Annotated in this window: 23 protein-coding genes; 21 read left to right on the forward strand and 2 right to left on the reverse strand. The window is 43.3% G+C overall.

The window, feature by feature from the left end; all coding sequences use genetic code 11:
- Positions 1–111: 111 nt before the first annotated feature.
- Positions 112–546 carry an SWIM zinc finger family protein gene (locus FRZ06_21540; GenBank protein ID QOX65747.1) on the forward strand — a complete coding sequence of 145 codons (435 nt, stop codon included), beginning with the start codon at positions 112–114 and terminating at the stop codon, positions 544–546.
- Here the strand turns inward: FRZ06_21540 and FRZ06_21545 are convergent.
- Both FRZ06_21545 and FRZ06_21550 read right to left on the reverse strand, forming a co-directional pair.
- Positions 540–2057 carry a pentose kinase gene (locus FRZ06_21545; GenBank protein ID QOX65748.1) on the reverse strand — a complete coding sequence of 506 codons (1518 nt, stop codon included), beginning with the start codon at positions 2055–2057 and terminating at the stop codon, positions 540–542. The genes FRZ06_21540 and FRZ06_21545 overlap by 7 nt on opposite strands.
- A gap of 112 nt (positions 2058–2169) precedes the next feature.
- Positions 2170–2943 carry a DeoR/GlpR transcriptional regulator gene (locus FRZ06_21550; GenBank protein ID QOX65749.1) on the reverse strand — a complete coding sequence of 258 codons (774 nt, stop codon included), beginning with the start codon at positions 2941–2943 and terminating at the stop codon, positions 2170–2172.
- A gap of 352 nt (positions 2944–3295) precedes the next feature.
- On the opposite strand from FRZ06_21550, the gene FRZ06_21555 reads away from it, so the two are divergent.
- The 20 genes from FRZ06_21555 (at position 3296) to FRZ06_21650 (ending at position 21704) form a co-directional block, all read left to right on the forward strand.
- A complete protein-coding gene (locus FRZ06_21555; protein QOX65750.1) occupies positions 3296–4276 on the forward strand; it encodes a sugar phosphate isomerase/epimerase in 981 nt (326 codons plus the stop codon).
- A 16-nt stretch (positions 4277–4292) separates the two neighbouring features.
- Positions 4293–5357, forward strand: a complete 1065-nt coding sequence (locus tag FRZ06_21560; GenBank protein ID QOX65751.1) for a zinc-binding dehydrogenase — start codon at positions 4293–4295, stop codon at positions 5355–5357.
- A gap of 91 nt (positions 5358–5448) precedes the next feature.
- Positions 5449–6693 (forward strand): 2,4-dienoyl-CoA reductase, encoded by a 1245-nt coding sequence (locus FRZ06_21565; GenBank protein ID QOX65752.1) that lies wholly within the window; start codon positions 5449–5451, stop codon positions 6691–6693.
- Between the two features lie 50 nt (positions 6694–6743).
- Positions 6744–7475 carry a deoxyribose-phosphate aldolase gene (gene deoC, locus FRZ06_21570; GenBank protein ID QOX65753.1) on the forward strand — a complete coding sequence of 244 codons (732 nt, stop codon included), beginning with the start codon at positions 6744–6746 and terminating at the stop codon, positions 7473–7475.
- Positions 7476–7763: 288 nt separating this feature from the next.
- Positions 7764–10520, forward strand: coding sequence for a PRD domain-containing protein (locus FRZ06_21575; protein ID QOX65754.1), 2757 nt, complete (start codon positions 7764–7766; stop codon positions 10518–10520).
- A gap of 100 nt (positions 10521–10620) precedes the next feature.
- On the forward strand, positions 10621–11193 hold the full coding sequence (locus FRZ06_21580; protein ID QOX65755.1) for a PTS sugar transporter subunit IIA: 573 nt from the start codon (positions 10621–10623) through the stop codon (positions 11191–11193).
- Positions 11187–11663 carry a PTS sugar transporter subunit IIB gene (locus FRZ06_21585; protein QOX65756.1) on the forward strand — a complete coding sequence of 159 codons (477 nt, stop codon included), beginning with the start codon at positions 11187–11189 and terminating at the stop codon, positions 11661–11663. Before FRZ06_21580 ends, FRZ06_21585 begins: the two co-directional genes overlap by 7 nt.
- Positions 11664–11676: 13 nt before the next feature.
- On the forward strand, positions 11677–12462 hold the full coding sequence (locus FRZ06_21590) for a PTS sugar transporter subunit IIC (GenBank protein QOX65757.1): 786 nt from the start codon (positions 11677–11679) through the stop codon (positions 12460–12462).
- Complete coding sequence (locus FRZ06_21595) at positions 12455–13279, forward strand: PTS system mannose/fructose/sorbose family transporter subunit IID (GenBank protein QOX65758.1); 825 nt, start codon at positions 12455–12457, stop codon at positions 13277–13279. Before FRZ06_21590 ends, FRZ06_21595 begins: the two co-directional genes overlap by 8 nt.
- Positions 13280–13356: 77 nt before the next feature.
- Entirely contained in the window at positions 13357–14442 is a 1086-nt protein-coding gene (locus tag FRZ06_21600; protein QOX65759.1) for an SIS domain-containing protein, read from the forward strand.
- Between the two features lie 78 nt (positions 14443–14520).
- Positions 14521–14784: an HPr family phosphocarrier protein gene (locus tag FRZ06_21605; protein QOX65760.1), complete on the forward strand. Its 264-nt coding sequence runs from the start codon at positions 14521–14523 to the stop codon at positions 14782–14784.
- Positions 14785–15045: 261 nt separating this feature from the next.
- The gene (locus tag FRZ06_21610; GenBank protein QOX65761.1) at positions 15046–15621 is read left to right on the forward strand and encodes a TetR/AcrR family transcriptional regulator; all 576 of its coding nucleotides are present in this window, start codon (positions 15046–15048) and stop codon (positions 15619–15621) included.
- 18 nt (positions 15622–15639) lie between these two features.
- Positions 15640–16023: a hypothetical protein gene (locus tag FRZ06_21615; protein ID QOX65762.1), complete on the forward strand. Its 384-nt coding sequence runs from the start codon at positions 15640–15642 to the stop codon at positions 16021–16023.
- A 74-nt stretch (positions 16024–16097) separates the two neighbouring features.
- Positions 16098–17249: an acyltransferase gene (locus FRZ06_21620; GenBank protein ID QOX65763.1), complete on the forward strand. Its 1152-nt coding sequence runs from the start codon at positions 16098–16100 to the stop codon at positions 17247–17249.
- A 19-nt stretch (positions 17250–17268) separates the two neighbouring features.
- A complete protein-coding gene (locus tag FRZ06_21625; protein ID QOX65764.1) occupies positions 17269–18075 on the forward strand; it encodes a hypothetical protein in 807 nt (268 codons plus the stop codon).
- A gap of 36 nt (positions 18076–18111) precedes the next feature.
- Positions 18112–19143 (forward strand): DUF2804 domain-containing protein, encoded by a 1032-nt coding sequence (locus tag FRZ06_21630; GenBank protein QOX65765.1) that lies wholly within the window; start codon positions 18112–18114, stop codon positions 19141–19143.
- Positions 19144–19200: 57 nt separating this feature from the next.
- On the forward strand, positions 19201–19572 hold the full coding sequence (locus FRZ06_21635; GenBank protein ID QOX65766.1) for a flavodoxin: 372 nt from the start codon (positions 19201–19203) through the stop codon (positions 19570–19572).
- Between the two features lie 372 nt (positions 19573–19944).
- Positions 19945–20493, forward strand: coding sequence for a hypothetical protein (locus FRZ06_21640; protein ID QOX65767.1), 549 nt, complete (start codon positions 19945–19947; stop codon positions 20491–20493).
- 57 nt (positions 20494–20550) lie between these two features.
- Positions 20551–20928, forward strand: coding sequence for a DUF1851 domain-containing protein (locus FRZ06_21645; GenBank protein ID QOX66042.1), 378 nt, complete (start codon positions 20551–20553; stop codon positions 20926–20928).
- Positions 20883–21704: a hypothetical protein gene (locus tag FRZ06_21650; protein ID QOX65768.1), complete on the forward strand. Its 822-nt coding sequence runs from the start codon at positions 20883–20885 to the stop codon at positions 21702–21704. The genes FRZ06_21645 and FRZ06_21650 overlap by 46 nt, the downstream gene beginning before the upstream one ends.
- The last annotated feature ends 457 nt before the right edge of the window (positions 21705–22161 follow it).

Below are 22161 nucleotides of genomic sequence, written 5' to 3' on the forward strand. Positions count from 1 at the left end.
ACCTTTATGGATTTCCCGCCCTTTCATTTAAATTGACGGTAATATAACTGAATGTTAATATATACTGGGCAGTGTAATTAACTGGTATCTTTAAAGAGGGGAGAAACAGATATGAGCATTTTATCGATTGCGAGTAATGCCTCTGCATGGAGAGGTTATGAATACTATGAAGGAAAAAGGGTTCTCTCCTGGAAACAAACAGGTGAACATGAATTTGATGGAGAGGTTGCGGGTAGCGAGAAACAAGTGTACCATGTGATAATTGACACCGAGCATCCTAAAAAATCAACATGCAATTGTCCGCATGCCGAAGGGAAACGAATTGTATGTAAACACAAGATCGCTCTATTTTTTACAGTATTTCCAAAGGAAGCAGCTGAATATATGGCTGAAATCGAAGAATATGAGAGAGAAGAAGAGGAACGCGAGCAAGAAAGCTACGACCGGATTGTGGAATACGTACATAGTCTGTCAAAAGAAGAATTTAGAAATGCTTTGATAAATTCATTATTAGAAGCTGAGGAAAGAGACCACTATCATTATTGATAGTGGTTCATCATTTTCCCCAGCTTGGCGAGATCTTCCGTCCAAGCTCCAAAGATCTCCAGAAGTTTTTCGTACTTTTCGGTTGCTTCCTTATCAGGATCGAGCAGACTTTGCGGTCTGTGAATATCCAGTATTCGATCATAACCGTTCCAAGCACCACAAGCATTCGCTGCAAGGGCAGCTGCGCCTAAAGATGCAGCATTCTGGTCGATGTTGGTCTTCAGGATCGGAAGGTTATAGATATCTGCGAACATTCTTAGCCACACAGGGCTCTTGCTGCCGCCGCCGCAAATCAACATATTGCCGCTTACAGTTACGCTTCTCGAAAGAATATCCAGCGTCTTTCGCAGGGCCATAGCGACTCCTTCCATTGCGGCTCTGACCATATCTTCCCTGGTATTGCGCAAGGTAAGACCTGCGAAGCTTCCGGAGAGATAAGGGCTGGGCTCCTGGGGGCTGCCCCCGGCAAGGCTTGGATTGAACAGAATGCCGTTGCTCCCGATCGGGACTGATTCGGCCATTTTGTTCATGATCTCATAAGCATCCGTATCACTGCTTAAATCCCGGCAGAGCTGATCCCTGACCCAGCGATTGGAATTCCCTGCAGAGAAGATAGAAACAGCAGATGTATAGAAACCCTTTTTTACGTGAGCGAAAACAAAAGGCCTGGTTTTCATATCGATGATCGGCTTCTGTGAGGTTAGGGCAATCCAACTAGAGGAACCAAGGGACGTATAGGCAGACCCCTCAGATAAACCGGTAGCCCCCAATGCCATACAGGTGTTGTCTACTGCGCCGCAGGCAACCGGAGTACCTGCAAGGAGGCCTGATTCCTCTGAGGCTTTCTTGGTAACATATCCGATAATGGAGTCCGAAGGCCTGATCTCGGGAAATATTCTGCGGTCAATTTCAGCAGCTTTGAAGAAACGATCCTCGTAATCCCATTTTTCCAGATTGAATACGCCAAATCCAGAGGCATAGGAGGGATCCGTGCACATCGTTCCAGTAAATTGATAGTTTATAAAATCTTTGGACCCCAGAATTTTCTGTACCTTGCTAAACCGTTCGGGCTGATGTTCTTTCATCCACATCAATTTTAGAATCGTATAACATTCTGCAGGATCGCCGTTTCCCGTTGTTGCATACCAGCTTTCGTAGGATAGCGAATCGAAGAAGCGGCTAACCTGATCTTCGGCTCTCATATCACTCCAGATCGGAACTTGATCCGCAAGCAACCGTCCCTCAGCATCCAGAGGCACAGCAACAAGGCTGTGGCCGGACAGCGCCGCACAAGCGATGGTTTCCGGGTTGAAACCAGTCTTCGCCAGCAGGAGTTTCGTTGCCTTGCAAACATTCACCCACCAGTCCATAGGCCGTTGCTCCATGAATTTTTCCACGGGATAAATTGTATCGTATGAAAGGAATACATCCGATAAGGATTCTCCATTTTCATTAAAAAGAGAGGCTTTGACGCCTCCTGTTCCCAAGTCGTAAGCGATGAAATTTTTCATGCGAAGCTCCTCCACTGCAGTGCTTTAGGTCTCATAGTAAGCATCGGTCATGGAATCACCGATGCTTGTTTGATGGGATGTAATTCGGTTGAAATGAATTCAAGATAAGGATCTAAGCAGTGTAAACACAGATACCATGCTCCAGATAATATTGCTTATAAAAATCGGGCACGTTGTCGTTGATTATGATGTTGGGCACAGCGTCCAAATCTCCCACCTTCATAAATGCCCGATAGCCGAATTTTGCGTCGTCTATCGCAAAGAAAGGCTGCTGGCATCTGGCGGAGACCGCTTTGATGATCTCTAAAACATTGGTATCCGAAAGCGTATAGCCCGCATCGATATCGGCACCGTCCACCGAGAAAAAGCATTTGCTGATATAGATATTATTCAGATCTTTTTGAATGTCGTTCGGTATCGTGTACAGCCCTTTATTATCAAGTCTTCCACCAAGAAAATGAATCTGGATCGTGGAATTGTTGCTCAATACATTAGAAACAAGAAGATTATTTGTAAAGATCTTCATGTCATTCCGGGACACTAAGGCTTTGGCAATATAGTAGGATGTGGAGCCGGGGCCTAAAAAGATCCATTCTTCATTGGAGATTAAGCTTGAAGCGAAGATGCCGAGCGCTTCCTTGGCTTTGTCATATTGAATGTTATTTCCAGTAAGGGCTGAATTGACATCTTCTTCCTGAGCAATGGCAGAATTCAGGGACGCCCCGCCGTGAAACCGGGTGATGAATCCTTCTTCTTCTAATTCGTCGAAATCATTCCTTATTGTGGCTTCTGTAACGTTAAGAAGCTTGCTAAGGGTGGCGACGTCAACTTGCTTACGGTTAAAAATAATTTCTTTAATTTTTCGTTTTCTTTCTACTTTAAACATATATCCCTTATCCTTTTTGGTTTATTGCGTTTCGATCTCTTTAAATTATACCGTAAAAACAATAGAAATAAAAGAAAAAATTACGAACAAACAAAAATAAACAAAAATTATAAACAAAATAAAACAAAAAGTAATTATGAAAACAAAAAAATACAAAAACAAATCGTTGACGAAAGAAAAAGCCAGTGGTATATTTAAAACGCAAATAGAAAGAAGGAAGATTCCGGAGGAAAGGATGCCGTCATTGACCCAAAGCTGCAAATTGGGAGAATGAGGAGTTCTGCCCGATCCTTTTCCGAGATGATTACGATTGAACAGCTTGATCAATTATTTCATGATTGGAGAGTAAACGATGAAAATAGGGTTTTGCGTAGTAAACTATTCTGAAAAGCCGGTAGAAGAGGTTGTAAAACTTGCGGCGGATCATGGATATGACTGTGTTGAACTGCCGGCCTATGAGGGCAATGGACAAATTGATGCAATGGATCTGTTGAAGCACGGCAATGCGAAGAAGCTGAAAAAAATGGTTGAGGATCATGGATTATTTATTTCTGCTCTGAGCAACCATGCAGATTCCTTGCTGGTCATGGGTCCTTACAGCGCCGGGACAGATTCCATATGCCCCGGTACCAAGGAGGAGAAGATTCGCTTTGGTACGGAGAGCTTGATCCGTTCGGCTCAGCTTGCCAGTGAATTGGAAGTACCTGCAGTTGTGGCCTTCTCTGGAATGGAAAACTACGGACATATTAACGATTGGCCGGAACCAAACGGCTGGAAATATGAAGAGGAGCAATTTGTAGAAAAATATACTCCTATTCTAGACAAATACAGGGAGTACGGCGTTAAGGTGGCGTTTGAACCCCACCCCAACAATATTATCTATGATACGCAGTCTGCCCTGAGATGTCTTGAAATTGTGGATCATCACCCGGCGTATGCGATTAATCTTGATCCCGCAAACATTTTATTTTCTGGAGTGAATCTTCAGACCTTTGTGGATGAATTGCGGGGGCGCATCGCTGTGGTGCATGCGAAGGACTGTGAGCTTGTCCATCATAATATGGCAAAGGGTGGTCTGAATATGTATATGCAGGATGGCTGGGGCCGCATGGATCGTTCCTTTCGCTTCAGAATTCCAGGCTGGGGTGATGTAGACTGGAAGAGACTGATCAGTGAGCTCTTCCTTACAGGATATGATTACGTTTTCAATTATGAGCATGAAGATGTCATCATGAGCCGGGCCGATGGCGTTAAGAAGACAATCGATTTTCTGCGTCCTCTGATGATTGAAGCTCCCTATGAGGGGCGTTCAGACAAATTATTTACAAAATAGTGTAAGGAGAGGTTCTATGAAAACGATGAGAGCACAGGTGCTAACAAAACCATATCATTTCGAATTGAAGGAAGTTTCGATTCCGGAGATCAGTGATGACGAGGTTTTGATTAAGGTTAAATACTGTGGAATTTGTGGATCCGACTGGGGATCCTACACCGGAAAATATGCGGAAGAGGTAGCTTGCATTCCGTTGACGACAGGGCATGAATTCTTTGGAACGATCGAAACGCTGGGGGCACATTCCCAAGGTTTAAAAATCGGAGACCGTGTTGCGGCAGATATCTGTAAGCCCTGCGGTACCTGTTATCACTGTCGGATTGGGGAGCCCCTTCTTTGCAGCGATTTCAAACAAATCGGCATTCATCTGGACGGAGGGTTTGCTGAGTATGTGAAAGTGCCCTGGAAGAATGTTTATCTTGTTCCGGATGAAGTCTCGGATGAAAAGGCAGCCTTTGTGGAGCCGCTGACAGCTTGTCTGAACGCATCACGCAAGATGGACTGCAAAATGGCACGAAGTGTTGTTGTCATAGGAGCCGGGCTTGGAATCATTCACGCAGCTTTGGCAAAGGCCCGCGGTGCGGCTCCTGTGATTGTGATTGATGCCAATCCTGACCGGCTGGCTATGGCAAAGGAAATGGTGGCAGATCATACCATCAACGTGAAAGAAACAGATCCTGTGGAAGAGGTAATGAGATTGACCAATGGAGTCGGAGCGGATTATGTGCTTGAAGCAGTAGGAAATGCAAAGACTTATGAGCAGGCGTTTAAAATGGTCCGAAAAGGAGGCAAGGTAGAAGCCTTTGGCATATGCGCCGATGATGATTTTGCCATGCTTGCACCGGTTCAGTTTGTGCTGGAGGAAAAGAAGGTAAGCGGCAGCTGCGCGGGGATTGGCTACGACTGGGGAGATGCAATTCAGCTTCTGAACTATAACCGCGTTGATCCTACTCCTCTCATCTCTATGATCGTTCCGCTGGAGGAGCTGGAGCAGGCTCTGAATGAAATCAGAGAAAATCCGAAGCTAATCAAAGTATTGGTCAGCCCTGAGGTGAAGGAAAGGGTTGTATTATACCGATGAAAATCATGAGATCAGCGCTGCGCTTGCAGGCAGAATCATCATGAAGCCAGGCTCGGACCCGGGCCGGACTTGAAACGAGTGGAGGTTTGAAATGGGTTATAAAGACACCCTTTTACAGCCGATCATGATCGGCAACAGAACATGTGAAAACCGGTTTTTTGCACAGCCAATGGAGTGTGTTGATTCAGACGCTGAGGGAAATCCTACAGAGCTTACATACAGCAGATACGAGAATCTTTACAAAGGAGGTTTCGGGTTGGTTGACCTCGAGGCCATTACGGTTACCAATGAGAGCCGGGCAAGAAAGACACAGCTTGAGATTATGCCCAGGAATGAAAAGGCACTGGCTAAATTTATCAAACGATTAAAAGAAGTCAATCCAAATGTCCTGATTATATTCCAGCTGACGCATTCCGGAGAAATCAGCGAGCCGGACTTTTCAAGAAGAGTTACCGTAAAACAGATGCATGGGCTGGAGGGAGATCTGCTGACGGAAGAAGAAGTGGATTCCATCATAGACCAGTTTGAGCTGGCAGCAAAGATCACGCAGAGCGTCGGAGCCGACGGAATCGATCTAAAATTCTGTCATGGATATCTGGGATCCCAAATCTTAAGACCCTATAACGACCGCAACTGGAAGTACGGCGGTTCCTGGGAGAATCGCTCCAGATTTGCTTATGATTTAATGGAGCGGATCAAGAAAGCCACCGGTTACGATAAGGATTTCCTAATCGGCTCAAAGGTTTCTATGTGGGAAGGCTTCCCCGGCGGATGCGGATCCGCTGGACCCGACTCACCCCTGATGGATATGACCGAGTCCATTGACCTGATCAAAGGGCTTGAAGAACGGGGAGCACAATACTTTGTTGAATCTCTGGGAAATGTTCATTCAAGCATGGCTTACATGGAAGCCGTTCAGGATGAGCCTTATTTATCTTACCTGCATTTTTACTTCGCCAACCTCATGAAACAGAATCTGAAAAAGGAAACTGTCGTAATAGGATCGCATTTCTCGTCCTTTAGAGGCAAGAAGAATAAGCTTCTTTCCGTTGATCCGGAGAAAGCATCTCTGTTTGCCATGGGCAGCCGCTGCATCGAGGATGGGATGATGGATATGATCGGTCTGGGAAGACAGTCCTTTGCCGATCCGCTGACCCCCCTGAAGCTGAAAGAAGGAAGGGAAGACGAAATAAAATACTGCAATCAGTGTATGAACTGCGAAGAATTGATGATTCGTCAGCAGCCGGTGGGTTGCGTTGCCTTTAACAGACAGTATACAGAGCTGTTTCGGGACGTAAGAAAGACCTTCGGGAAATTGACGGAATTGCATACTTGATCGGATGAAAACTCCGTGACAGATTGTTTTGCGAAAGAAAGGTGACAGAAATGATAGAGTACAGAAAACAGACATTAACAGTAAAAGATATCGCTTACATGATGGATCCCAGCGTTTTAAAGCTGGACACCTCCTATGAAGATGTCTGCGCATTAGTGGATGCATGCAAAAAATATGATTTCGGGTGCTGCTTTGCATGGCCGGGATATTATCCTCTGCTGAGCAGTCTTTTAGAGAATACCAATACGGCCTTCGGCACTTCCTTAGGCTTCCCGTCAGGACAGGAAGCAACCCGCACCAAGGTTCAGCAGGCAGAATGGTTTATGACCATGAATCCGGCAGAAGTGGATATGGTTATGAATGTGGGCTGGCTAAAATCCAAAAGATATGATGAAGTTGTTTCAGATATCAGAGCAGTGCGCGAAGCTACAAAGGGCTCTTCTTTAAAGGTCATTATTGAGGCAATGCTTCTAACAGACGAAGAAATTGAAAAGGCCTGTGAATTATCAATTGAAGCCGGAGCTGATTATGTAAAGACCGGCACAGGCTTCTCCAGCGATCCTACGACAGTGCATCACGTGCAGGTTATGTATCAAGCCATCGACGGGCGGGCAAAACTGAAGGTTGCCGGTGGGGTACGGTCCCTGGACACCTTACTGAAGATGTATAAGGCAGGGGCGGACCGTTTTGGAATCGGTTTGAGCTCGGCGGTCAGTATTATGGAAGAGGCCATTTCAATCGGCCATGATATTGATATCGACACTGTTTTGTTGGATTCGTAGAATTGATTGGATATGGGACTAAGGAGCAAGGCTGAAACAGAATTCCTTGATTTCGAATTAAGTCTGCTGTGAATTATGATGTGAAAGGAACGTTTTTCCTATTCTTGGAATGCGTTCCTTTTCCTTCTTTCCAGCCCATATTTCCCGGTTTAAATCAGGTTTACAAGGCAAATAATAATCTGCTATACTGGCTTTTATAAGATTGAAAACAGAATCGCATCAAACAGAATTCCATGAAAGCGATCGCCCCAATTAGATGGTGTTAATGATAAATGAGGAGATGGGTATATGTCTGATTCAATGCACATGCAATTACTGAAGCATCTGGAAACATTGAGTAGCAGGACGGATTGGAACCAATTGGAAGATCATACTGCGGGAAGCATTGCAGGGCTACTTGGTATCAGCCGTACTTTAGCGAGCCAATATCTCAACGAGGAAGCCGCTGCGGGAACGCTGGTAAAAGTGAACACGCGTCCGGTCTACTTCTTTCATCGCCAGGCATTGCTGGGCGGTCGGGGGGAAGCGCTTCTTGATCCTGTCTATCCTTCTGTGCAGGAGCTGTATGCAGCGGTTCTTTCACTTCAGCCGGAGACCGGAGTTTTTGATAAACTGATCGGTTCAGAGGGAAGTCTCAGGTACAATGTGGAACAATGCAAAGCAGCCATTTCCTATCCGGGTAATGGCCTGCCGATTTTGCTTTGGGGCCCCACCGGCACGGGAAAAAGTTTTCTCGCGCAAATCATGCATGAATATGCTGTTCAAAAGGGCATTGTTGGGTCGGATGGCCGTTTTGTAGCGGTCAATTGCTCTGAATATGCAGATAATCCTGATTTCTTTTTGACGAACCTATTCGGATATGTAAGGGGTGCTTATACTGGAGCTGAACGAGATCGAAAAGGTCTGCTTTCTCTGGCGGACGGCGGCGTTTTGTTCCTTGATGAGGTACACTGTCTTTCCAATGAATGCCAGGAAAAGCTGTTCCACTTTATGGATAAGAGAAGCTATCATATGGTAGGAGACAACGAGAAATCCTATACCGCAAACGTCAGGCTGATTCTTGCCACAACAGAAGACCCCGCGCAAACGCTTTTAAGAACCCTTGTCAGAAGAATTCCCATGACGACGATACTGCCTTCCCTTGCAAAGCGCTCGTTACGAGAAAAGAAAGAGCTTTTGTACCATCAACTTGCTGCCGAATCCGTGCGCATCCGGCGCGACATCACCATACGGTTTGAAGCACATCAGATGATCCTCAATTATTCCTTCCCTGAAAATGTGGGACAGCTCGTAAATTGCATCAGTATCTGTGTTGCTAACGCAATTATTACGGCAGAGCCGGATCAGTCGCTGGAAATCCAGGTGCGTCATCTCCCGAACTATATTTTACAGGATCATTATACGATTCCGCCGCAGCTTCAGATGTTAAAAAAGAACGTGCTGGATTTGGATCAGATCCGCTCAGAATTACAGCAGGAGCAAAAATTATTTCTGTTGAACCGGGATATTCTGCAAGGCAATGGAACAATCGCGGAGGTTGATGAAAACCCGGAGAAGTTTTTCTCGTTGATCCAGCTGCGTATGGAACAGTATTTTGATGAGCTTTATCAGGAAACCAAGAACCGAGGACAAAACCCGTACGCGGCTTTTTGCCACGGCATCGTCAAGGGGATTTGCGCGAATCTTTCTCAGCGAATGGGTACGGTCATTCAGGAGCACGATCTGGAAAATCTTTGTCTCATGGTGGATGATTTTCTTGACAATTTTACAATATGCACTCCTCTTGCAAAGAAAAACGAAGTCCTGATACGGTCTATTCTTGATCAATTTAAGGGGTACAGCAGCGAGACCTTCGGCATGACACAAGAGTTTGCATCTCAGCTGGCAGCAGGGCTAAACTGCGTCATACCCCCGCTGTTTTTGCTTGACCTGAATATTTGTATTCATTCCTTTACTCCCTTTGTTAACTGGAACCGTACAGTAGGGATTATTATTGCTCATGGATACTCTACCGCCAGCAGCATTGCCGCGACGGGAAATCATCTGCTGGGTCAGCATGTTTTTAATGCCATCGATATGCCGATGGAGGTGCATTCGGGTATTGTTGCGGCAAAGCTTACCGATTATCTCCGCAATTTACGAGGGGCAAAGGATGTGATCGTTCTTGTGGATATGGGATCATTGGAACAGATTTATAAGAATATTTCCTGTGAGGATAATATGAATCTCGGCTTCATCAACAACCTGTCAATGAAGCTGGTTCTCAACGTGGGCAGTATGATGATTCGGGATGTGCCCGTTAAAAATATTCTCTTAAGCTGCTGTGCAGATCCGGTTCAGTACGAATACGTTTTTCAGGAGAACCGAAAGAAACCCAATGTGATCCTCTCTGTCTGCGCAACGGGGATTGCAACAGCTGAGAAAATATCCCAGCTGTTCACACAAAGCTTTCCGGCGAAGGTTGACGTTTCGGTAATTACCTATAATTACAATAGCCTGATTGCCTCCGGCAAGCTTTCGCCGGTCTTCGAAAAAAATAATGTCCTTTTTATTGTGGGAACGCAGGACCCTGGAATTCCGGGCTACCCGTTTCTTGCACTGGAAGATATTCTCGAACAGCGGAATATGAATTATATCGATAAGCAGTTGAGCATCTTTATGTCCAAGGCAGAATTGCAGACCTTCAACAACAATCTGCTCAAGAATTTTTCGCTGCAGAACTTGCTTTCGCAGCTTACGATTCTCAACCCGGAAAAATTGATGGGATTTGTTGAGACGATCATCACAAAAATGCAGCAGGGGACCAATATGAAGTTCACAAATGCGGTGATATTAGGTCTCTATATTCATATAAGCTGTCTGATTGAACGTTTGATTACTGAAAAATATGCGGTGAATCATAAGGATCTCGATGATTTCGAGCGGCATCATCAGGACTTTATTTCGATGACGCTTTCAAGCTTTCAGGAAGTTGAGAAAAACTATGGCGTTGCCATTCCAGTCAGTGAAATTGCTTATCTGTATGACTATATCTATAGAGCCTGATTTCGGGACATCAGTGACGAAGGGATTAAAAATAGTGACGAAACACGATTCTGACCAATGTTTGTGCCCTCAGTCAATCAAAATAACCTAGTGCCTCGAAATGGCTAAAATGCTCATTTCGGTAAGAGAGAACCCACGGAAGCATGCCAACGTTTATTTGTTGGCATGCTTCTTGCTTTTTTATAAAGCGGCAGAACAAACAACGTACAAGAAATCAGAAAAGAGGAGAGAACGAAATATGAGACGAATCATCTTGGCATCTCACGGAAGCCTTGCAGAAGGAATGCACAGCGCAGCAAAAATGATTCTGGGCGATCACCACTGTATCCATGCATATGGACTGGATCGATATGAAACATCGCAGGCGCTTTTGGAAGCAGTACAGAGGGAAGTCACCGATGCAGCCGATGACGAAATTCTGATACTCTGCGATATCAAAGGAGGAAGTGTTCATCGCGAAATGCTCCAGTTGCTGAATGTGAAAGAAGATATAAGAATCATCACCGGTATGAATCTCGGTCTCCTATTGGAACTTTGTGTATCCTCACTGGATATGAACGATCCGAATGGGATAGACCGTATTCTTGAAGCCGGAAAAAACGATATCATTTGCTTCGATAAAGCACTGGTCGCTTCAATGAAAGCAAGAAAGGAGGTGGATTCACTGTGGTAAATCTACTGCGTGTGGACGCACGACTGCTTCATGGTCAGGTGGCGGTTACCTGGATCAGCAATGTAAATGCCTCTTCTATCCTGATTGCAGATGATCAAGTGATGGGAGATGAAATGGCAAAAATCGCACTGAAAATGGCAAAACCGGCAGATATGAAGCTGGCAATCCGTTCCATTGATGGCGCAATCGAATTGCTCAACGACTCAAGGTCAAAGGATATTTCTATTTTTGCAATTGTCCGTACTATTGAGGATGCTCTAAGGCTGGTAAAAAAAACGGACTGCATTCAACGCATCAATATTGGGGGCATTAAAAAAAAGGAGGGCTCCCGGCTAATCGCTCCGGCCGTATATGTGAACGAAGAGGAACTTGTAACATTGAGTGAACTGGTTGATCTGGTAGAGGAAGTAGAGTTTCGAATGGTTCCTTCCGATACGCCAAGGTCTGCTAAGAGTCTTATTAATAAATGAGGAGGAAAAAAATATGTCCATCACGCAAATCTTATTAATTGCTCTGGTTGTTCTGATTTTAGAATGGGTAGAAATTTGGTTCGCCTATCCGATGGTCAACACACCACTGGTTCTTTGTCCTATTATTGGTCTTATTATGGGTGATCTGAATACGGGAATTGTGGCAGGCGCCACACTTCAACTTGTATTTATGGGTGCAATGGGAATCGGCGGTACCTTGCCGGCAGATTCTACCCTTGGCGCTGTTATCGGCACCGCTCTTGCGATTTCAATGGACAGAAGCGTTGAAGTTGTTCTTACCTTTGCGGTTCCCATCGCAGCTCTAGGTTCTTTCCTGACGCTGCTGGTCTATATCGTTCACGGTTTCTTCAATCCAATGGTAGAGCGGTTTTGTGAAAAAGGCAACGCAAGGGGCATTGAATGGCTTCATTTCCTAATTGCGTTTCTCTCAGGTCTGCCAAAAGCAATTGTCACGTTCAGTGCATTGGCCCTTGGCAGCGGCCCTGCCGAAAAGCTGATCTCCATATTGCCTGATTATGTTTCCCATGGTCTCAACTATGCTACCGATCTGATTCCTGCGGTGGGTATTGCACTGCTTTTAAGAATGATGTGGTCCAGAAAGATGGCAGTGTTCTATTTTGCAGGTTTTCTGCTGGCAGCGTATCTCAAAATGCCGATTATGGGAGTTGCCGCTTTCGGTATTATTGTTGCTGTTGTCCTGGCTCTTGAGGAGAGAGGAGCTCGCCTGGAGTCTCCTGCTATAGCGAAAAATGCAGAGGAGGAATTGTTCAATGATTAAGGGAAAATATAATTTCAACGATGAAGATAAAAAGATGCTCAAAAAGGTCTTCTGGCGTACCCTGACACTGAGTTCTACATATAACTATGAACGGATGCAAGGCCTTGGATATGTGTATTCCATGATCCCTGTCATCAAGCGCTTTTGGAAGAATCCAGAAGATCAAAAATCTGCATATAAGCGTCACTTTGAACTATTTAATACAACCCCCACCATGGGCTCGTTTATTACCGGTTTGTCTGCGTCTATGGAGAAAGAGGCAGCTGCGGATCCCGAATTTGATAAAACCAGCATCAATGCGGTAAAGGTCAGCTTGATGGGGCCTTTTGCAGGAATTGGTGATTCCATCTTCTGGGGTGCGCTTCGCGTGATTACACTTGGTATCGGCGTTTCCCTGGCCATGACCGGAAATATCCTGGGGGCAATTATTCACCTGATTCTTTTCAACGCGATTGCATTTATTCCGCGATATTACGGCACATACCTTGGGTACGGGGTCGGTTCCAACTTTATCCGCAAAGCAATCGAAACCGGAGTGATGGGACAGATCACCAAGGGGGCAGGTATTATAGGGCTGATGACGGTAGGCGCCATGACTTTCACTATGGTAAGGTTTAATATTCCTCTGGTCATGGATATACAAGGAAATCAGCTGGAACTACAAACGGCTTTATTTGATGCAATTTTACCGGGACTGCTTCCGCTTTTACTTACCTTTTTCTGCTACAAGAGCATCAGCAAGGGTGCGAAACCGATCTGGCTTATGCTTGGGCTTCTTGTATTCGGGGTTCTTGGAACGGTTGCGGGAATCTTCTAACAGTTTAGAAAGAATGGAAAGGCATCGGAGGGATATTTGGCCACCGGTGCCTTTTAGACGAAAGGAAACAATCTTATATGGTAACAATGCTCGACTGCATCAAGAGGATCCCTCAAATTCTTGATGGAATTATAGAAGATCGAAAAACAAATGCATCCCGTCTGTTAAGCGGGATTGCTGATGTGAAGGATACAATTGATGAGATCATATTTGTGGGTTCAGGAACATCAAGTACTTCGGCACTCACTGCGCGTAGCTTTATTGAGAGGAATGTCGGCATCCGTGCTTCCGTTTATGTTCCAAATGATTTCTGCCACAATAAAAAGTGCCTCAACCCGAACGCTCTTTACGTATTTACTTCCCAAACGGGAACCTCAATTGAAACGCGCAGCGCGATGAAACTCGTGAAGGATCTTGGGTATCCTTGCCTTGGTATCACAGAGTCACAGGATACGCCGCTGGCAAAAGAAGCACCCGTTCACTGGAATATGGGCTGCGGATATGAAGAATATCCAATGCGTACCATTGGATACAGTGCCTCCGTGATGTGCCAGATGCTAATTGGTCTGGAGATCGGTCTCGCAAAGGGCACTGTTGGAAGTATGGAGTATGATGCGCTGATCCGGCAAGCGCAGCAGCTTCCCAGCAGCATTGAAAGCATCATTGAAAAGACACTGGAGTGGGCTGAACACAGCAAATGGAACATGCTGCGTTCTCAATGTCTGATCTTCGTGGGAGCCGATACCATTTACGGCGCGGCCCTCGAAGCTGCATTAAAAACATGGGAGATTCTGCAAAAACCGTCGATCGGCTACGAACTGGAAGAAAGTCTCCATGGACCAAACTACGGCTACGATTCAAATCACTGCGTGATCGTTCTGAACGATGGCGGAAGGGAAAACAGCAAAGCGCTGGCACTTGGCCGCTATATGGAAGAAGTGATCGGGAACGGGTTTGTAATTGGTGCTCAAGTTGCACATGATCAGGATTTAAGACTTGACTTGAAGAGCGGGTGCTTCAGTGCCCTTGAACTAATGAGCTCAGCCCAGGCTTTGATTTATCGCTTGACAGTAGACTTGGGACGCGATCTTCTGGCACCCCAGAATCATGCGGTAATGGAAAGCTATTTTAAAACACATGATGAGGTGGCAGGCGTTCAATGAGGGCAAGACCCAAATCTTTAAGGCACATAGGATGATGCTGGAGGACCAATCGGGGGCATATGTAAGGAGGATGTAAAGATGATATCAAAGATGATTACAATAACCAACGACACTGGGCTTCATGCCAGGCCGGCGTCATTGTTCGTAAAGACAGCAGCGAAATTCAAATCTGAGGTTATGCTTCAGAAGGGTGATAAGAGAATTAATGGGAAATCCATCATGGCAGTATTGGCACTGGGTGTCTCCAAAGGAGCGGACGTGACGATTTCGGCGGATGGCATTGATGAAGAAGAGGCACTGAACGAACTTTTGGAGCTTGTCAGCCTAAACTTTAATGAATAACGGATGTTTCAGGGTTAATTCCAGAGGATGAAGCAAGCTCCTGTTGTCTGTAGCAGCAGTACAAGACAACAGGAGCTTTTCATATTGGTATACACGTTAGAATCTCTCTAATCATTTTAAAATAGCTTGACTTCGATAAAACTAGAACTATGTACTTTTGAAAGCTGAATGATACTATAAAGAAATACAGATTGACAAAATTGTATAACAAGTATTAATATAAATCTAACGAACGTTAGATAAGTATGAGGTGAGACTTGAATGCGGAATAAAACAGATAAAGGACTTAGGGAAAGAATACTGATAGAATCTGTAAGGTTGTTTTCAGAAAAAGGCTATCATGGTACATCTATGAGAGATATTGCTGAACGTTCAGAGTGCAGCTTGCCAATGCTGTATTATTACTATAAGAACAAAGCCGATTTATTCTACGAAGTAGCATACAACGAATTTGTTCTGCTTATAGAACGGTTAAATGAACAAGTTACAATTGGAGCAACAATACAAGAGACTTATTTTAATGCAATAAAGCAAAGAAAAGAACTCTCAAGCTATGACAAAGCAGTATATAAGCTTTCCCTTAAGGTTTGGCTCGGCTTTGACGGAGAATCAAAGGTAAGGAAAGACTTGATTGAATGGGAAAACGGTCGTATGGAGCGGACTAAAAAAATATTGGAGAAATATATAGAAAATAAAACTATTTTGCATGATATTTCAAACTTATTTGTCAGGGTAATGGAGAATGTGATTGAAAAGATCATACTGTTGGATGAGGAGGTTTCTGATGAAGATATCAACAATGAAATTGAATTGTTAATGAAACTATCAAATCTATGAAAGGAGCAGAAACGGATTATGGATCATGAGAAGAAAATTAAAATGCTGCAGATGATATATGCGGGGGCATTAGCGGATTCTGTATTAAGGCTGGATAGGGAAGGGATTCTATCAAAGGTAACTGCTGATAAAAAACAGGAGCAACTGGCAGGGGGGAAATTGCGTGCAGACCAGCTTGGAATTCAAAGACCGATACAAGTATTTTCAATCTTACCGGAAATTTTTGGATGTGCTAATTGGAGCACGGAGGAAAATAATGAAGGCTTTGTGGCAACAGCGACAAACTGTATGCTCTGTGGTCTTTCAAAGAAGCTGGGAACCGGGAGTCCATGCAATATCCATTGCCTTGATGCGATGGAAGGCTTGATAAGGGGCTGGATGAAAGTGCTGAATACAATGTGATCGCAACTCTTTGGAGTCAAAATGAATGCAAAGTAGTGGTCAAGACGATAAAGTAAAAATAGGAGAATATTAGCATGCAAGAAAATTATGATCAGCCGATTCGGCGTAATGACTTAGATTGGCTTCGAGTTATTGCTATCCTTGGTGTCTTTCTATATCACTCTGTCCACTTCTTCGATAATGGGGACTGGTCTGTAAAAAATCCAACTACCTACGCTTGGATCGAGCCTACTTTAATGAATTTTATGGCTGTGTGGATGATGCCGTTAATTTTCCTAATATCAGGGGAAAGTGTTTTCTATGCTGTAAGTAAGACAAAGGCAGTCGAATTTATCAGAGATAAAGTTATGCGGCTGCTCGTTCCGCTTATCGTTGGTGTCTTTAGCTTTTCGGCAATGCAGGTTTATCTTGAACGAATCTCCCATGGTCAATTCCATGGTTCATTTATAGACTTTATTCCACACTATTTTGAGGGTGTTTACATCCCGGGCGGTACTGGAAATTTTGCCTTTCATGGAATGCATTTGTGGTATTTGTTATTCTTATTTATCTTTAATATCGCTTTTATTCCTGTATTTTGGTGGTTGAAAGGAGAAACCGGCAGCAAACTTTTACGACGAGTCGGTGAGTTGCTGGCAATACCCGGGTTTCTGGTTTTATTGTTCGTGCCTACAGTTATGATCCAAAACGTTGCTCCAAATGAAGGTTTGGTGATTGGGGGCTGGCGAATGGCACAATACGCCTGGTTTTTCTTTGCCGGTTATCTGATTTCTTCCCATCAGCAGTTGAGATCACAGATTATTGCAACTCGCTGGATTTGGGCATGTTTATCTTGTGTGGTCATATGTGGATCGGTTTTTTTACATAAGGGACCTGCTAACCACCCAGATATTTTGGTTTGGCTCGAACTTTTTACCATTCTTGGATTTGCTATGAAGCGACTTGATTTCACTAATCCGTTCTTGGAATATAGCCGTGAAGCAGTTATGCCATTCTATATTTTGCATCAAAATGTACTCTTTCTAATTGGCTTTTTTATTGTTAATTTGCCCATTTCTGATTCAGCAAAATATTTAATAATCGTGGTCTGCACTTTAGTCGCTATAATGGGTATGTATGAGTATCTCGTTCGGAGATATAATGCGATACGGATTCTGTTTGGTATGAAATTGATTCATTGCAGCGATACCAGGGGAACAAACATAAAACCAGACACGTCTAAATAAAAAAGAAGAGTATCTGGGGATGTATATTATGATGAAGAACACAATTATTTATATTCTGGGTGTAATGATAGTATTATCACTTTTAGCAGGATGCGGAAGAGGACCCGAAAAGGGTGCCTCATTTATTGGAGTGGTACTTGAGAATAAACAGAATTATTTGCTGGTGGAACCCGTTGAAGGGTCTGCTGAATTGGCTTCTGCAGATAAAATAGAGGTTTTCATAGGTGAAGATACACAGTTGAGTTTGAAAGGAAAGACTGCTGCAATCACAGCAGAAGCTATTGGAGCTGGCAGCAGCGTAGAGATATTCTACAGTGGTGCAATAGCAGAAAGCTATCCCGCCCAGATAAACAGCAGTCATAAGATTGTGTTACTGGAGGGGTATGTCTTTACAGCCAGTGATGAGAACTTTCTAGTAAACACCTATATTAAAAAGCTGCAGTATAAAGAAACAGAGGAAATCAGTCTGTACTCAACAATCGAATATATTGGACAAAAGGACAGAATAGACATATGGTCTGGAGAACCTTATTTTCATCATATGATTTATAAGAATGGAGAGGTTTTCACTGGCGGAGCTACACTGGATATGCTAAAGAAGACTGAACTGAAGAAGGGGGAAATATATACCATTCCCTTTTCAAAAAGTGGGGGCTTCAGTGAAGATGACCCAGATGCGGATTTTTGGAGAGATTTTTATTCTGAAAAGACACTAAAGCTGCCTAAAGGTGAATATACTTTTTCTGGCATCACAAGTTTTACTCTGGATGAAGAACAACAGGATAAGGTACAGCTTATGACAGATTTTACTGTTGAAGTAAACTAAGATATCCCTAATGAAAACTGAACGAGGGGTGGTGCAATGAAGCAAATAAAACTTGAAACAGGGAACTTGCTTGATCCAAAAGGTCGTTTAAGCCAATCAGGATATGCAACACAGCCCATTAAAATTTATGACCGTAAAGCCATCAAAGCAGGTGCACTAAGAATTAAGGAATGGGATTATTATCTTGTCTATAATAACGATTTCGGGATAGCGCTTACTGTTGCAGATAATTCCTATATGGGTTTGATCAGCGCTACATTTTTAGACTTCAATGCCCGGACTGAACATACGGTAAGCCCAATGGTGCTGCTTCCTCTTGGCAGGATGGCTTTACCTTCCAATCCCGGAGCAGGTGACATCAGATTTAAAAATAAGAAGGTTGAAATCAGTTTTCTTCATGAAGAAGGCGGTAGGAGGCTTCTGCTGAATCTGCCGAATTTTGAGGATAAGTTTCCGTTAATTGTTGACTTATTTCTCTCTGAGGCGATGGAAGACAGCATGGTTATAGCAACACCGTTTAAAGATGCACCTAAGGCATTTTACTATAATCAGAAGGTGATTGGAATGTATGCGCAGGGTACGGTCACGCATAAAGATCGACAATATTATTTTAATCCCAAAACCTCTTTTGGTATTCTGGACTGGGGAAGGGGTGTCTGGACATACAATAATATCTGGTACTGGAGTGCTGCGAATGGAATGGTGAACGGCGACCTATTTGGTTTTAACTTAGGGTATGGTTTTGGAGATACTTCAGCAGCATCCGAAAACATGTTGTTTTATAACGGCACTCACAAACTTGATGAAGTTTGTTTTAACATACCTGTAAAGGCGGATGGTTCAACAGACTACTTAAAGCATTGGAACTTTACGTCTTCAGATGGTAGATTTGAGGCGAATTTTATACCAATTTTAGATCGTTCCGCTTATACCTCGTATGGATTTCTCATGAGTGATCAACACCAGGTATTTGGTTATTTTGACGGCAAAGCTGTATTGGATGACGGCGAAGTGATTGAAATAAAACATCTTCTGGGATTCGCTGAAAAAGTTCAGAATAAATGGTAGCTGGGAGATGTTACTATTTTTTTGCAGCAAACTTAGCATCAGGATACAAGGGAGCGCCTGGAAGCGATTGATCTCTTGGGATATGATAAGGTCATCATCGGCGGTTCGATCTATGCTGGGAAAATCCGAAAGCCAGCAATGCGTTTCTGTTCAGATAATCTCGATATCCTTAAAAATAAAAAGTTGGGACTTTTCATCTGTGGAATAGCAGACGGAGACGATGCACGGAAGCAGCTTGAGTCCGCGTTCCCCAAGGAACTACTGGCCGTTGCTGTTGCAAAGGAATCTTTCGGGGGCGAATGCAATTATGATAAGATGAATTTCATGGAGAGATTTATCCTAAAAAAGATAACCGGCTCCAATGTAAGTCAGTCGCGAATCGCTGAGGACAATATCACACGCTTTGCTAATCAGATGAAAAATGCCTGATTTGCAAAGGTCGAAAAGGTTGATCAATAAGTGGGTTAAGGGCATTGAACCGCTCTTAGCCCTTTTTATTTTTGGAGCAACTTTCAAATCCATTTCTTTATATAGAAATGAAATTTTTTCCAAAAGAAACTAGGGTATCTGTCGATATATATATTAGAATTATGCTTTTTGTTGAATAACGCAACATTAAAAATACTGTGAAGTTGATGGGCAAAAACCAATTAATGCGAAAAAATGCAGAAAGGAAATCGAATTTATGGATGAAAAGTTAGTTGCAATGGAGATAAGGAGTGCAATACCCGTAAAAAGGGAATTCATGATAGATTTCAATGAGAGATAGATCGAAAGTAATCAGAGAAAGGGATCGATAAAATGATAACACCAAATGAATTTATAAGTAAATGGAAGCTGATATGGGAGGAAGATCTCATAAAGCTCAGTGCAGAGTCTCTTTGCGATATTGATATCGATGAAGATGCAAAAAGATTTCTAATTGAAGCAGGACTACCGGATAGTGCAGCACCGGAGCTCAACTTTGTAGAAGGGTTGCCATCTATTTGCGAACAATACGGACTGCCTGAAGAATATGGTAATTACAGATACATGGGCTTTACCGGCTGGGGGGATCCCGTGTGTCTGAGTCTAAATAATGGGTTCATCGTGCATCTGGATCACGAGGAGGATTTTGAATATGAGACATTTATTAACTCATCTATTCCCCAGTTAGCGGAATCATTACTTGCATATGCACAGTTTATTAAAGAAACGCAGAAAGAAAATGGTGAGGACGCCTTTTTCGATAATAACATTCCGGATCGGTTAAAGACATGGATTGCCGAGGAATTTGAACGGATAGACCCGCGGATCCTGGAAGGTGGTTTCTGGCTGACGGAGCTGGAAAATCTCGACGAGGAAGAATAAGCAGCCAATACTGTCAGTGGGCAGATTTGCCTTGCAAAACCGTGTTGTACTTTGTCAATGGAAATGGCCATTCCCTTATTTACAACAGCCATGGGTGATCTTCTGGTTTGGGAAGACCAATATTTGTTGTTGCTCAATTACAGAAAACATGAAGTAAATGTGCTTGCAAAAAATTTTAAATTCTTTCTGAACGATATCTTTGATGACTATTACTTGAAGGTTGCCATGGATTGGCTTCCCTATCCTGATGCGATGAAAAAATATGGAATCCCTGATTTTGATGAATGCTTCGGATATGTTCCACTTCTTGGATTAGGGGGTACAGAAAAAGTTGAACATTTTTTATTTCAAGTTATTCAGGTCATCTCAATGTCAGGCGGGAGAAAAAGATGGAATACCGGGTTTTTAATGAGAACAATTGTTTGGCTATTGTAACCGATGAACAGCTAGAAATTGCTTTTATGCAAAAGGAAGAATTACCTGTGAAAATCATCGCAGGTATGGGCGCGTCCAGAGCAGGCAAATATCTGCCTAGATTGGAAGAAGCGCTTTATTATGAGCAGAAACGGTCTAGAATTGATGCCATATACAGCGTATTTAGTATTGAGGAAACGGAGATTGTTGCAATCTTACAACGAAAAGAACGCAGCTTACCGCTTGAAGATTTGAATAACCCTTCAAGTGAGAAGGTGATCCTCCAATCCTTATTGATACGACTTGAAGGCGGGCCAAGCGCAGTTCAGACTGCCTTTTTTGACAGGCAGGTCAGCCCTCATATAAAGTTTCGATTAATGTTTCTGTATTCTTCTCATTTTACTATGTTGCTAGAAGATCTTCATTTTATTATAAATGCTTTAGAAGCGATTGCATTAAGAGAAGAAGACTGGATTCAAGCATTGAAGAAGGATGATTATGTAGATGCTGTTATTCAGGGAGTCGAGGCAGTAAGCACTGCAATGGTAAGGCATAACTTACTCGATGAATTATCTGAAGAGGATTATTGCAGACTGGCTGCAACGGGAAAGAAACTTTTAGAAATGAGAGTGGATTCCATTGTTAATGAAAGCATTGCCGAATTTTCAAAGGGATTACCACCTTCCTATGCCTATTTAATGCTGGAGCCAATTATGAACGGTAAAGCAAAGGGTGATGTTCGAAGAGAACTTAAAAAGTCACTTGAAATTCTCAAGGCAAAGGAAGATAAGAATTAGCCCAGAATGAGATACACCGGAGGTATTTGAAAAAAAATAACGGTGGGTCGTCATCAAGATTATATATTGATTTTAGTCCATCGGAGGATTGAGATTGAGAGTCCAATGAATTAACGCTCAAAACCATCTGTTATCTTGATGATTATCCTGAAATTGACGACGATGATGACGAGGAACTATATTCAGATTTTGTGAATCAAAACGACTTGAGCTTGCTTTTTAGAGAAGAGCTTGTTCAGGAAGTGATTATGAATGCAGTCCATCAGAAGCCGTCAGTAACGAGCCAAGAACTATTAGATGTGATTCGTTATTATAGTAAAAATGACGATTTTATGAGATTTTGTGTATAAGACGGATTTCATTGCGCCTTCCTTAGTCTCACTGGCACTCGACATGACAGGTGCTGTGAAGCTAATTGACCATGAGTTTGTTTATTTATCGAAAGGAGAATAAAAAC

This window comes from Clostridiales bacterium, assembly GCA_015243575.1.
Lineage (GTDB): Bacteria > Bacillota > Clostridia > Peptostreptococcales > Anaerovoracaceae > Anoxybacterium > Anoxybacterium hadale.

What these genes read in the sequence shown, in the direction of transcription:
- FRZ06_21540 (QOX65747.1), top strand. Translation starts at nt 112, where the DNA reads ATGAGCATTTTATCGATTGCGAGTAATGCCTCTGCATGGAGAGGTTAT.
- FRZ06_21545 (QOX65748.1), bottom strand. Translation starts at nt 2,057, where the DNA reads ATGAAAAATTTCATCGCTTACGACTTGGGAACAGGAGGCGTCAAAGCC.
- FRZ06_21550 (QOX65749.1), bottom strand. Translation starts at nt 2,943, where the DNA reads ATGTTTAAAGTAGAAAGAAAACGAAAAATTAAAGAAATTATTTTTAAC.
- FRZ06_21555 (QOX65750.1), top strand. Translation starts at nt 3,296, where the DNA reads ATGAAAATAGGGTTTTGCGTAGTAAACTATTCTGAAAAGCCGGTAGAA.
- FRZ06_21560 (QOX65751.1), top strand. Translation starts at nt 4,293, where the DNA reads ATGAAAACGATGAGAGCACAGGTGCTAACAAAACCATATCATTTCGAA.
- FRZ06_21565 (QOX65752.1), top strand. Translation starts at nt 5,449, where the DNA reads ATGGGTTATAAAGACACCCTTTTACAGCCGATCATGATCGGCAACAGA.
- deoC (QOX65753.1), top strand. Translation starts at nt 6,744, where the DNA reads ATGATAGAGTACAGAAAACAGACATTAACAGTAAAAGATATCGCTTAC.
- FRZ06_21575 (QOX65754.1), top strand. Translation starts at nt 7,764, where the DNA reads ATGTCTGATTCAATGCACATGCAATTACTGAAGCATCTGGAAACATTG.
- FRZ06_21580 (QOX65755.1), top strand. Translation starts at nt 10,621, where the DNA reads ATGGCTAAAATGCTCATTTCGGTAAGAGAGAACCCACGGAAGCATGCC.
- FRZ06_21590 (QOX65757.1), top strand. Translation starts at nt 11,677, where the DNA reads ATGTCCATCACGCAAATCTTATTAATTGCTCTGGTTGTTCTGATTTTA.
- FRZ06_21595 (QOX65758.1), top strand. Translation starts at nt 12,455, where the DNA reads ATGATTAAGGGAAAATATAATTTCAACGATGAAGATAAAAAGATGCTC.
- FRZ06_21600 (QOX65759.1), top strand. Translation starts at nt 13,357, where the DNA reads ATGGTAACAATGCTCGACTGCATCAAGAGGATCCCTCAAATTCTTGAT.
- FRZ06_21605 (QOX65760.1), top strand. Translation starts at nt 14,521, where the DNA reads ATGATATCAAAGATGATTACAATAACCAACGACACTGGGCTTCATGCC.
- FRZ06_21610 (QOX65761.1), top strand. Translation starts at nt 15,046, where the DNA reads ATGCGGAATAAAACAGATAAAGGACTTAGGGAAAGAATACTGATAGAA.
- FRZ06_21615 (QOX65762.1), top strand. Translation starts at nt 15,640, where the DNA reads ATGGATCATGAGAAGAAAATTAAAATGCTGCAGATGATATATGCGGGG.
- FRZ06_21620 (QOX65763.1), top strand. Translation starts at nt 16,098, where the DNA reads ATGCAAGAAAATTATGATCAGCCGATTCGGCGTAATGACTTAGATTGG.
- FRZ06_21625 (QOX65764.1), top strand. Translation starts at nt 17,269, where the DNA reads ATGTATATTATGATGAAGAACACAATTATTTATATTCTGGGTGTAATG.
- FRZ06_21630 (QOX65765.1), top strand. Translation starts at nt 18,112, where the DNA reads ATGAAGCAAATAAAACTTGAAACAGGGAACTTGCTTGATCCAAAAGGT.
- FRZ06_21640 (QOX65767.1), top strand. Translation starts at nt 19,945, where the DNA reads ATGATAACACCAAATGAATTTATAAGTAAATGGAAGCTGATATGGGAG.
- FRZ06_21645 (QOX66042.1), top strand. Translation starts at nt 20,551, where the DNA reads ATGGAAATGGCCATTCCCTTATTTACAACAGCCATGGGTGATCTTCTG.
- FRZ06_21650 (QOX65768.1), top strand. Translation starts at nt 20,883, where the DNA reads ATGGAATACCGGGTTTTTAATGAGAACAATTGTTTGGCTATTGTAACC.